The sequence below is a fragment of the Halorussus litoreus genome (assembly GCF_003382685.1).
GTDB classification, from domain to species: Archaea; Halobacteriota; Halobacteria; order Halobacteriales; family Haladaptataceae; genus Halorussus; species Halorussus litoreus.
Genome location: NZ_KZ859516.1, coordinates 61,881 through 71,972, shown reverse-complemented (window position 1 = coordinate 71,972; position 10,092 = coordinate 61,881). Strand labels below are relative to the sequence as shown.

10 protein-coding genes are annotated in these 10,092 nt (G+C 68.1%); 3 read left to right on the top strand and 7 right to left on the bottom strand.

The window, feature by feature from the left end; translation table 11 throughout:
- Positions 1-65: 65 nt before the first annotated feature.
- Positions 66-1,196 carry a phosphotransacetylase family protein gene (locus DPQ64_RS08055; protein WP_115863837.1) on the bottom strand — a complete coding sequence of 377 codons (1,131 nt, stop codon included), beginning with the start codon at positions 1,194-1,196 and terminating at the stop codon, positions 66-68.
- A complete protein-coding gene (locus DPQ64_RS08050; RefSeq protein ID WP_232820516.1) occupies positions 1,193-3,361 on the bottom strand; it encodes an acetate--CoA ligase family protein in 2,169 nt (722 codons plus the stop codon). Before DPQ64_RS08050 ends, DPQ64_RS08055 begins: the two co-directional genes overlap by 4 nt.
- A gap of 248 nt (positions 3,362-3,609) precedes the next feature.
- Here DPQ64_RS08050 and DPQ64_RS08045 point away from each other — a divergent pair, with 248 nt between their 5' ends.
- The gene (locus tag DPQ64_RS08045) at positions 3,610-5,163 is read left to right on the top strand and encodes a phosphoenolpyruvate carboxykinase (ATP) (RefSeq protein WP_115863835.1); all 1,554 of its coding nucleotides are present in this window, start codon (positions 3,610-3,612) and stop codon (positions 5,161-5,163) included.
- A 57-nt stretch (positions 5,164-5,220) separates the two neighbouring features.
- Positions 5,221-5,991 carry a class I SAM-dependent methyltransferase gene (locus tag DPQ64_RS08040; RefSeq protein WP_115863834.1) on the top strand — a complete coding sequence of 257 codons (771 nt, stop codon included), beginning with the start codon at positions 5,221-5,223 and terminating at the stop codon, positions 5,989-5,991.
- 36 nt (positions 5,992-6,027) lie between these two features.
- Here DPQ64_RS08040 and DPQ64_RS08035 read toward each other — a convergent pair whose 3' ends face one another.
- The 5 genes from DPQ64_RS08035 to DPQ64_RS08015 all read right to left on the bottom strand — a co-directional run bounded on the left by DPQ64_RS08035 (position 6,028) and on the right by DPQ64_RS08015 (position 9,186).
- A complete protein-coding gene (locus DPQ64_RS08035; RefSeq protein WP_115863833.1) occupies positions 6,028-6,243 on the bottom strand; it encodes a YgaP-like transmembrane domain in 216 nt (71 codons plus the stop codon).
- Between the two features lie 363 nt (positions 6,244-6,606).
- Positions 6,607-7,020, bottom strand: coding sequence for a GIY-YIG nuclease family protein (locus DPQ64_RS08030; RefSeq protein ID WP_115863845.1), 414 nt, complete (start codon positions 7,018-7,020; stop codon positions 6,607-6,609).
- A 34-nt stretch (positions 7,021-7,054) separates the two neighbouring features.
- Entirely contained in the window at positions 7,055-7,474 is a 420-nt protein-coding gene (locus DPQ64_RS08025) for a DUF4149 domain-containing protein (protein WP_115863832.1), read from the bottom strand.
- An 89-nt stretch (positions 7,475-7,563) separates the two neighbouring features.
- Positions 7,564-8,034: a YbaK/EbsC family protein gene (locus DPQ64_RS08020; protein WP_115863831.1), complete on the bottom strand. Its 471-nt coding sequence runs from the start codon at positions 8,032-8,034 to the stop codon at positions 7,564-7,566.
- A 72-nt stretch (positions 8,035-8,106) separates the two neighbouring features.
- Entirely contained in the window at positions 8,107-9,186 is a 1,080-nt protein-coding gene (locus DPQ64_RS08015) for a carbohydrate kinase family protein (protein ID WP_115863830.1), read from the bottom strand.
- A 124-nt stretch (positions 9,187-9,310) separates the two neighbouring features.
- On the opposite strand from DPQ64_RS08015, the gene DPQ64_RS08010 reads away from it, so the two are divergent.
- Positions 9,311-9,919, top strand: a complete 609-nt coding sequence (locus DPQ64_RS08010; RefSeq protein ID WP_115863829.1) for a cupredoxin domain-containing protein — start codon at positions 9,311-9,313, stop codon at positions 9,917-9,919.
- Positions 9,920-10,092 lie beyond the last annotated feature (173 nt).

The window sequence follows — 10,092 nt, the reverse complement described above, 5'->3', positions numbered from 1 at the left end:
CGCCCGCGTCGACGCGGGCGGTCCGACTCCACCGTCGGCAGTCCGATCCACCGTCGGCAGCCCGGCTACTCGTCGGAGTCGTCGCTATCGGTGGCCCCGAGGATGGCGTCCACGTCGGCGTGGTCGTGGAGCAAGCCGCGCATCGTCTCGACCGTCTCGGCGTCTCGGGTGCGGCCGCTCCGAATCACGTCCTCGGCGCGCTCGACGGTGGTCAGGGTGTCCGACTGGACCAGCAGGACGGGGACGCCCTTCTGCTCGGCGGTCCCGAGAACGGCTCCCGGTGGGCGGAATCCGCCGGTGAGGATGAGAACCTTCACGCCCGGCGCTTCGAGCGCGACCCGCTGGAGGTCCGGCCGGTCGCCGCCCGTGACGAGCGCGGCGTCCTTCGTCCGGCGGAGGTGGCGGAGCGCGGAGTCGCCGGACATCGCGCCGACGAGGAACCGCTCGACGAACGCGTCGCCCGGCGCGTCGTTCAGCTGTTCGGCCGACAGCTCCGCGGCGAGGTCGGCGACCGTCACGCCCGCCAGCGACTGGTCGCGCGGGACCACGCCGAGCACCGGGACGCCCCGGGCTTCGAGGAACGGTGCCACTTCGGTTTCGAGGTCGTCGAAGCTCGCGTCCGAGACGGCGTTGAACAACACGCCGAGCAGGCGGTCGCCGTTTTCGTCGGTCGTATCCGGCTCGTTCTGTGACCCGCTTCTCTCTCGAACGTCCGCGACGCCCGCGAGCACGTCGTCCACGTCGCCGCCGCGTTCGTACTCCGAGATGAGCAGCACCTCGGCGTCGAGCAGGTCGGCCACCTCCGGATCGGTGAGATTCACGATGCCGCCCGTGGTGAGCCGCCCGCCGCCCTCGACGACCATCAGGTCCTTGCCGTCCGCGAGGCTGTCGAAGCTCTCGCGGACCTGCTCGCGGATCTCGTCGGGGTCCTCCCGGCCGCGAATGGCCTGCTCGATGAAGGTCGGCGAGTACACCACCGGTTCGAGGTCGTGCATCTCGGCGTCGAGGTCGAGCAGTTCCCGTGCCAGCATCGGGTCCTCGTCGAGGGTCTTGCCCACGTTGCTCTGGAGCCGGGTGCCCTTGGGCTTCATGTAGCCGACCGACAGGCCGCGCTCGGCGGCCAGTCGGGCCAGCGCGAGCGCGACCGCGGTCTTGCCTGTGCTGTCCTCGGTCGCGGTGACGAGTATCGTTTTCATGAGTCGAGTTCCTCCGTCGGTCGGTCGGCCGAATTTGGATCGCTGCTGTCCAGTTCGTCGGTGTCAACGGTGAGTCGCACGTCCACGGCCTGCACTCCGTCTGGTCCGGCCACGAGCGGGTTCACGTCGAGTTCGAGGATGGCCGGGAAGTCGGTCACGAGCTGCGAGAGCCGCTGGAGGCTCTCCACGATGGCGTCGCGGTCGGCCGGCTCACGGCCCCGCGCCCCGCGAAGAAGCGGCGCGGAACGGATGCCTTCGACCATCTCGGTCGCCTCGCGCTCGCTCACGGGTGCGACCCGGGTCTCGGTGTCCTCCAGAATCTCCACGAAGATGCCCCCGAGGCCGAACAGGAGCAGTGGGCCGAACTGCGGGTCGCGGTTCATCCCGATGATGGTCTCGGTGCCCGCGTCGAGGTCCACCATCTCCTGAACCTGCACGCCCAGAATCTCGGCGTCGGGTTGGTAGTTCCGTGCGCGGGTCACCAGGTCCTCGTAGGCGTCGTACACGTCCTCGTTGGTGACGCCGACCTTCACGCCGCCGATGTCGCTCTTGTGGAGGATGTCGGGCGAGACGATCTTCATCACCACGTCGCCGTCGATGTTCTGCGCGGCCGCGACCGCCTCTTCGGGCTGGTCCGCGATGACTCCTTCCGGCGTCGAAATCCCGTAGGCGTCGAGCAGGTCCATCGCCTCGACGCCGAGCCGGTTGTCACCGCGCTCGACAGCGCGCGAGAGCACCGCCCGGGCGCGCTCGCGGTCCACGTCGAACGCCTCGGGGGACTCGTACTCGCGGCCGCTGATCTCCCGGTAGCGCGAGAGCGCGTCGAGGCTGCCCACCGCGCGTGCGGGGTCGAAGTAGTTCGGGATACCGCCTTCGCGCAGGATCTCCTTGGCGGACTCGGTTCGCTCGCCGCCCATCAGCACCGCCGCGACCGGCTTGCCGTGATCGGCCTGCAGGTCGGTGATGACCCGCGCGAGGTCGTCGAAGTCGATGACCGCGGTGGGAGCCGACAGCACCACCGCACAGCCCACGTTCTCGTCGCCGAGCGCGAGGTCGAGCGCGCGCTCGAACCGGTCGATGTCGGCGTCGCCGATGGCGTCGATGGGGTTGTACACGTTGGCCTCCTCGGGCATCGCTTCCGAGAGGGCCTCGACGGTCGACTCCGAGAACGACGCCAGCGAGAGCCGCGAGTCGCCCACGGCGTCGGTCGTCATCACGCCCGGCCCGCCGGCGTTCGTGACGATGGCGACGTCGTCCGAGTCGGGGAGGGGCTGGCCTGAGAGTATCTGGGCGAAGTCGAAGAGTTCCTGGACGTTCTCGACTCGGAGGACGCCGGCCTGCTCCAGCCCGGCCTCGTAGGCCTGCTCGCTCCCGGCGAGCGTCCCCGTGTGCGAGGAGACCGCCTGTGCGCCGGCCTCGGTCCGGCCGGACTTCACCATCACGACGGGCGTGTCTCCACTCGCCTCGCGCGCGGCGTCGATGAACGCCCCGCCGTCCTCGACCCCCTCCAGATAGCCCAGTATCACGTTGGTGTCGGGGTCGTCGTCCCACGCTCGCACGAAGTCGGTCTCGTCGAGCACCGCCTTGTTGCCAAGTGACACCACGTCCTTGAATCCGATTCCCTCGTCTGTGGCCCAGTCGAGCACCGCGGTGATGAAGGCCCCGGACTGGCTCATGAACGAGATCGAGCCCGGGAGCGCGTTCTCCGGGCCGAAGGTGGCGTTGAGTCCAGAGGTGGTACTCATCACCCCGAGGCTGTTCGGGCCGACGAGATCGAGGTCGTACTGCTCGGCGACCTCGGTCAGTTCGCGCTCCCGACTCGCGCCCTCGCTCCCCGTCTCGCCGAACCCGGCCGTGATGACCACGACGTTCCGGACGCCGGCTTCCCCGCAGTCCCGGACCGCCTCGACCGCAATCGTCGGCGGAACGACCACGACCGCGAGGTCGATCTCGCTCGATTCTGGGACCGAGCCCAGATCCGGGTAGCACGCCAGCCCGAACACCTCGTCGTAGTTGGGGTTCACCGGGATCGTCTCGCCCGCGAAGTCGGCCCGCAGGTTCTCGACGATGGCGCGGCCGATTGACCCCTCGCTCTCGGTCGCCCCCACGACCGCGACTCGCTCGGGGGCGAACAGCCCCGAGAGTTCTCCTGTGTTGTCGTCCACGCCCGAGGGTTCGCCGGATTCGAGCTTAAAGGTGATGCCATTGCCCGCCGAGCGGGAACCGAGTATTCGGAACTGGAATCGGGCGCGTAGGCTCGGCATAAGCAGTTCCGCTTCGGACGCAATCGGTCCAATCCCGAGAGAAAACAATATTATTTACTCGGATGTGAAATCAAAAATCCGTGGAGGGGAGCCGAACGGTCCGAGTAAATGGGGCATAATTATACGTGCGTGTACAGTGTCTCCACACGATGTCAGAATCCGGGACGACAGCGCAACCGCTCTCGACCGTCCTTCCCGACCCTGCCGATGCCGAGAACGTCGAATACGACCCGTCGCTGGCGCGTCTCCGCGAGCTGTCCGCCGAGCTCGAGACGACCACGGAGTTCGGGTCGCCGTCGTACGTGAGCGACCACCGCTCGCGCAACGCCGACCGGACGAAGAACGCGGTCGACCACGAGTTCGGGCCGCGCGACTACGCCCGCGTCGAGGAGGCCGTGGAGGCCACCCACGACAGCGAGCTGGTCTGCGTCGACCGGCGGATGGGCCGCCACGGCGACCACTCGTACGTCTGCCGGCTCTACGTGCCCAAGGAGTACGGCCGCATCGCGCTCGCGTGGGCGAAGCTGTTCGAGCCCGTCGACACTGCCGAATCAGCCGACCCCGACTTCGTGACGGTCCAGTTGCCGGACGCCGACGAGGTCGCGATCCGCATCCTGCCCGAAGAGGGCGTGACCGCGGTGCTGGGCAGCGACTACACCGGAGAGGCCAAGAAGTCGTTCCTCCGGCTGTTCATGTACTACGCCAAGCGCAAGGGCGGGCTCGGCCTCCACGCCGGGAGCAAGCGCGTGTGTCTCCGCCGCGAAAGCGGTGACGGCGACGAATCCGGCGAGGAAGACGACCTGAAGGAGGTCGGACAGGCGTTCCTCGGCCTCTCGGCGACCGGGAAGTCGACGCTGACCGCCCACGGTCTCTGGCTCGACGAGGACGCGGGCGAGGAGGCCACGATGCTGCAGGACGACGTCTGCGCGCTGCTCGCGGACGGAACGGTCGCCGGAAGCGAGGGCAACGGCCTCTACGTCAAGACCATCGGACTCGACGCCGACGAGCAGCCCGCGCTCCACGACGCCGTGACCCACGAGTCGGCCGTGCTGGAGAACGTCGACGTGGCCGACGACGGTGCAGTGGACTTCGACTCCGACCGCTACACCTCGAACGGCCGAGCGGTCATCGAGCGCGACCACCTCTCGTCGGCGGGCGAGGACATCGACCTCGGGAACGTCGATCAGGTGTTCTTCATCACGCGCAACCCCGTGATGCCGCCCGTCGCGAAGCTCTCGCCTGAAGAGGCCGCGGCGGCGTTCATGCTCGGCGAGTCCATCCAGACCAGCGCGGGCGACCCCTCGAAGGCGGGCGAGTCCATCCGCGTGGTCGGCACCAACCCGTTCATCATGGGCTCGAAGGGAGAGGAGGGCAACCGCTTCCGCGACCTCGTCGCCGACCTCGGCGTGGACTGCTACGTCCTCAATACGGGGCATCTCGGGGAACAGGGGAAGGACATCGGGGTCGAGCAGTCGGTGACCATCCTCCGGGAGATCGCCCGCGGGACGGTCGAGTGGGCCGACGACGCCGCGACCGGCCTGACGGTGCCGAGCGAGGTGCCCGGGATGGACGTCGAGGCCTACGACGTGGCCGACAACGTCGAGGACCTCGGGCCGAAGCTGGCCGAGCTTCGGACCGAGCGCCGGGCACACCTCGACACGTTCGAGGAACTGGCCGAGGAGATTCGCGACGCGGTGTACTGATCGGGCGCTACGGTTGCTTGCAGAAACGTTTTATTTCACGTCTTCGACCGACGGTGTATGGACCAATCCGAGCAGGCGTACGGCGACGGGATGGCCGCGTTCTACGAGTTCCAGATGGCCTCGGGCGAGCGCGAGCGCGGGGACGTCGCCTTCTACACCGACCTCGCGCGCGAGGCAGACGGGCCGGTCCTCGAGATGGCCTGCGGCACCGGGCGGATCTACCTCGAACTCCTCCGAGCCGGCGTGGACGCCGACGGGTTCGACCTCTCGGCCGGCGGCCTCGACCTGCTCCGCGAGAAGGCCGACGACGAAGGCCTCGACCCGAACGTCTGGCACGACGACATGACGGACTTCTCGGTCGAGCGCGAGTACGAACTCGTCTTCTGTCCGTTCAACGCGATGGAGCACCTGCTCTCGGTCGAGGACCAGCTCGAAACGCTTCGGACCGTCTACGACGCGCTGGCCCCCGGCGGCCGGTTCGTCTTCGACGTGGCGGTGCCGAACTTCGAGTTGATCTGCGAGAATTACGGCGAGTGGACGACCACCCCGACCGAGTACAAGGGCGAGAAACACGAGTACCGGACGCGCACGTCGATCACCGACCCGGTAGAGCAGCAGGTCTCCGTCGAGAGCGAGTTGTACGACGCCGAGGGGGAGCTCGTCTTCACCGACGGACATCGGAGCAAGATGCTCCCGAAGCGCGAGGTCGAACTGCTCGCCCGCGTCTCGCCGTTCGACGACTGGGACGTCGCCGGCGACTTCGACGGGAGTTCGGTGACGAGCGACGACTCGGTGCTGGTCTGGACCTTCCGGAAAGCCGACAGCTGAGCGAGTCTGCTCCTCTCACACGACTGCGCCGCTCCGTCACTCCCGCGAACAGGTATCGACGCCGAGCAGCGCGTTCACGCCGCAGAACTGCGTCGCGGCGTTGAACAGCAGTCCCGTACCCGCGAGCGCCGCCGCGAACGCGACCGCGCGCCGGCCCGCGAGCACCGCGCCGACGGCCGCCGCGACCAGCGCGACGCCGCCGACTGCGCGAGCGATTCGGTCGACTCCGCCGACGTTCTTTCGGATAGCCATGCGTACAGCTTCGTGCCGAAGCCAGTTAACGCTACGCCGCGGGGGAGCTTCGTTTCGAGCCTCCGAATCGGTGTCGCTCCTGCCGGAGTGCGCTCGGTGGGACAGACCACCGGAAACGCGACGGTGCAACTCACGCGGGGAGGCGCTCGGCGAGACCAGTTTTCGGGTGGGACTGAAAGGGGCCGCGCGCTCGCGTTCACTTCAGTCGTCTCAGCGCGGCCACTATTCGCGGCTCGGGCGGTGCGGAGAGAGCCGCGAATATCCCGCTGAGCGACCGCGAGCGCGCGGGGGGTTCAAAAACATCTGACCCGTTCTCATGCTCGCAGCACACTGCTAGACGAAACGAATGCAATTATTTCGAAACTACTCCCCAGCCGATTCGTGCGCTCCCCTCACCGCGTCCTCCAGAACCGCCCGCTCAGAGGCGAATTTCAGGTGCGAGTCGCAGTCACAATCCGACGCGCCGAGACCAGCGATGGCCTCCCCGTCGATTCGCCTGCTCACCTCGCATTCCACGTCAGCGCCCGCCGACTTCACGACCGCCGCGACTCTGCTCTCCGAGTGGCCGAGCAGGTAGTCGACGTGCCAGTGGCGCGCGTCCCGTTCCCCGGCCGCGAGTTCGCGGTGGCGCTCGACCCGCGCGAAGCCGCCTGCGCCGAACGCGCTTCCGGTGTAAGCGTACCAGCCCGCGTCGAGGTCGCGCTCGCCCGCCGCGCCGAACTCGACCGTGGCGGCCTCGGCGAGTTCCACGAGCAGCGTGTAGGTGCCCTCGGTCATTGTTCGGTCGGTCATGGGTTCACCGACAGTCGATTCAGAGGTGTGCCAGCACCAGCGCCGCGGTGACGGCCAGCATGGTCACGCCGTTCAGGACCACGGACTGCTTGTGGTACTGTGCGAAGGCGTCGTCGCCCGCGCGGTCCATCTTCGGAATGAGAACGTTGCGGGCGTACAGATTCAGCGCGAGGCCGCCGAGCACCAGCACCGAGACCACCGTTCCGTCGAGCGGACCGCCGATGTCGGCGACGAACGTCGGCGGAAACGCTATCGCGCCGAGAACCCCGCCGAAGGCGTAGTACTTCGGGAAGATGGCGTTGACGACCTGCCCGGCGTCGTCGCCAAGCACGTCGAACGTCGTCGGTGCGGCGACGAACGAGAAGAAGATGATGCTCCCGAGCCAGACGCCCAGCGCGGTGTCGAGCACGACGGTGGCTCCGGTCTGTAGCACACTCATGTCCGGGCGTTGGGAGGTTCGCGAAATAAAGGATTCGGATACTCATCGCCGATTTTCGTCATCGTCGGACTCGCTCCAGTACCGATAGCTCACTCCGCCACGTCCGCGACTTGCGCGCCCGACAGCTCTTGCAGTTCCTCGGGGTCGATTGGGAACACAGCTTCCGGGGTGCCCGCGGCGGCCCACACCGTCTCGAACTCCGTCAGCGTCTCGTCCATATACTCCAGCACGTCGCCGTCGTGGCAGAACGGCGGCACGCCGCCGATGGACCAGCCGAGCACCGACTTGATCTCCCCGGCGTCGGCCATCTCGACCGAGTCGGCGTCGACCAGTTCGGCCACCTTGTCGGTGCTGACCCGGTTCGCGCCGCTGGTTACCACCACGACGAGGCGGTCGTCGGCCCGCAGCGCGATGCTGCTGGCAATCTGGGCCACGTCGCAGCCGACGGCCTCGGCGGCGTCCTCGGCGGTTTTCGTTCCCTCGGGGAACTCCTCCACGTCGACTTCGAAGTCGTACTCGCGCTCTGCGCGCTCGGTGAACTCCTCGGCTCGGTCGTGCATGACCGAGGGTAGCGTGGCGATGGCTCAAATAGGTCGGGGTGGCGGACGATTTCACGAAGTCGGCATTGCTCACTACCTTCGGAATCTCCGCACCTCCTCGCGGGTCGGTAGCGCGGTCATCGCGCCCTGCGCAGTCGTCGTGAGCGCGGCCACGGCGTTCGCGAACGCCAGCACCGTCGACAGCGAGGTTTCACCGTCGGCAAGGGCGGCCAGTGCGCCCGCGGTGAAGGCGTCACCTGCGCCCGTGGCATCGACCGCGTCCACGTCGTAGCCGCGGTGGGAGGCGGTCTGCGCGTCCCACGGTGCGTCCTCCGTCGCGGTTGCGAACGCACCTGACTCGCCGAGCGTCAGGAGGACGGTGTGCGGCCCGAGATCGGTGACGGCCTCGGCGAGCGCGTCCAGGGAGTCGACCGCGGTCGACTCCCTGGACGCGCTCACCGCAGTCGGTTCCCCAGGCGTGCTCGCGCGCGCCGATTCGTCGGCAGGCTCGACTCCGATTCCGGCGGCCGCGAGGTCCTCGGGCGTCGCCGTCACCACGTCTACGTGGTCGAGCATCCGAGCGGCGAGGTCCGCGAACTCGACCTCGGCGTCCCACAGTTCCGGCCGGGCGTTCGGGTCGAAGACGACGGTGCAGTCTTGGTCGGCCGCGCGCTCGGCGAGATCGAGTGTTGCAGTCCGCCCCGGCTCCGTGGCGAGCATCACCCCGCCGAGCGCGACCCACGGTACTCCGTCGAGCACTTCGTCGGGAATAGTGGCGGGGTCGAGCCGCACGTCGGCGGTGTCCTCGCGATAGAAGGTGAACTCGCGGTCCGCGTCGGCGTCGTGGCTGACGAACGCCAGCGCGGTCTTCGCGTCCGTGTCGCGCTCGACGAACCGGTCGGGGACCCCGAACGACGCGAGTTCGTCTGCGAGGTAGTCGCCGAAGGAGTCCTCGCCCACGCGGGTCCAGAACCACGGCGTCTCGTCGAGGCGAGCCAGTGCGACCGCGACGTTCGCCGGCGCACCGCCAGCGCGCCGGGAGAAGGTCTCCACGCTCGCAAGCGGGCCGGGGGCGTCCGGCAGGAAGTCGATCAGCGTCTCACCGGCGACGAGCACGTCGGGATTTTCGGTGGCCGAGTCCGGGTCGTCGAACTGTTCGTCCGGGTCGCTCATGCGTTCCGTGCCTCGCTGGTCGCGCCGGAGCGTGAAATGGTTTCGGAGGCGTTCCAGTCCGGGAATGTGCTTGCAGTGGCCCGTGGATTCATACGGATTCCCGTCGAACGTCAGAGAAATCGGGATGAACGGGGATTTCACTGGCGACGGGCGTGACACGGTGGGCCGTCGGGCGTTCCTCCGGACGGCCGGGGCGACGGCCGCGGCGGGTGCGACCACGATGGCGGGGAGCGACGACGCCGCGGCACAAGAGGAGGCGACGCGCTACGAGTTCGGCGGCGAGGTCCCGGGCTGGCAAGGTCGCGCGCCGCCCGAGATCGAGGGCGAGACGAATCCGACCGTCGAACTGGAGGCCGGCACCGAGTACACGTTCTGGTTCGAGAACATCGACGGCGCGCCCCACAACATTGCGATGCAGGACAGCGAGGGCAACACCCTCGTCGAGAGCGAGACTGTCACCGGCGAGGGGTCGACGGCCTCCATCACGTTCACCGCGACCGCGGAGATGGCCCAGTATATCTGCCTCGTCCACCCGACCACGATGGTCGGCGACGCGGAGGTGGCCGGCGAGGTCGAGGGCGGCGGCGAGGGCGAGAGCGGCCCTTCGGTCGAGACCCTGCTGCTCGTCGCCGCGCTCGTGATGGCGTTCGTCTCGCCGGTGCTGTTCGCGCTGTTCCTGTTCTCGCGCAGTCGAGAGGGTGACGAAGGCGAGGGCGAACTGACGACTCGGTGACGGCGAATCTCGAAACGTTTCGCGGAGGCTCCGCAACCGGCTTCCGTACACCGCAATCTACCGCGAGCGAACGAACGTGAGCGAGCGGCCTTTTTTGGTCCAGATTTTTTCGAGGAGCGGTTAGCGCCGGTTACGCCGCTCGCGGGGGGACCCGCGCGCACCCCACGAAGTAA

Excerpts from the sequence above, each read along its gene's own strand:
- DPQ64_RS08055 (WP_115863837.1), bottom strand. The coding sequence starts at position 1,196 with ATGAAAACGATACTCGTCACCGCGACCGAGGACAGCACAGGCAAGACC.
- DPQ64_RS08045 (WP_115863835.1), top strand. The coding sequence starts at position 3,610 with ATGTCAGAATCCGGGACGACAGCGCAACCGCTCTCGACCGTCCTTCCC.
- DPQ64_RS08040 (WP_115863834.1), top strand. The coding sequence starts at position 5,221 with ATGGACCAATCCGAGCAGGCGTACGGCGACGGGATGGCCGCGTTCTAC.
- DPQ64_RS08035 (WP_115863833.1), bottom strand. The coding sequence starts at position 6,243 with ATGGCTATCCGAAAGAACGTCGGCGGAGTCGACCGAATCGCTCGCGCA.
- DPQ64_RS08030 (WP_115863845.1), bottom strand. The coding sequence starts at position 7,020 with ATGACCGAGGGCACCTACACGCTGCTCGTGGAACTCGCCGAGGCCGCC.
- DPQ64_RS08025 (WP_115863832.1), bottom strand. The coding sequence starts at position 7,474 with ATGAGTGTGCTACAGACCGGAGCCACCGTCGTGCTCGACACCGCGCTG.
- DPQ64_RS08020 (WP_115863831.1), bottom strand. The coding sequence starts at position 8,034 with ATGCACGACCGAGCCGAGGAGTTCACCGAGCGCGCAGAGCGCGAGTAC.
- DPQ64_RS08015 (WP_115863830.1), bottom strand. The coding sequence starts at position 9,186 with ATGAGCGACCCGGACGAACAGTTCGACGACCCGGACTCGGCCACCGAA.
- DPQ64_RS08010 (WP_115863829.1), top strand. The coding sequence starts at position 9,311 with ATGAACGGGGATTTCACTGGCGACGGGCGTGACACGGTGGGCCGTCGG.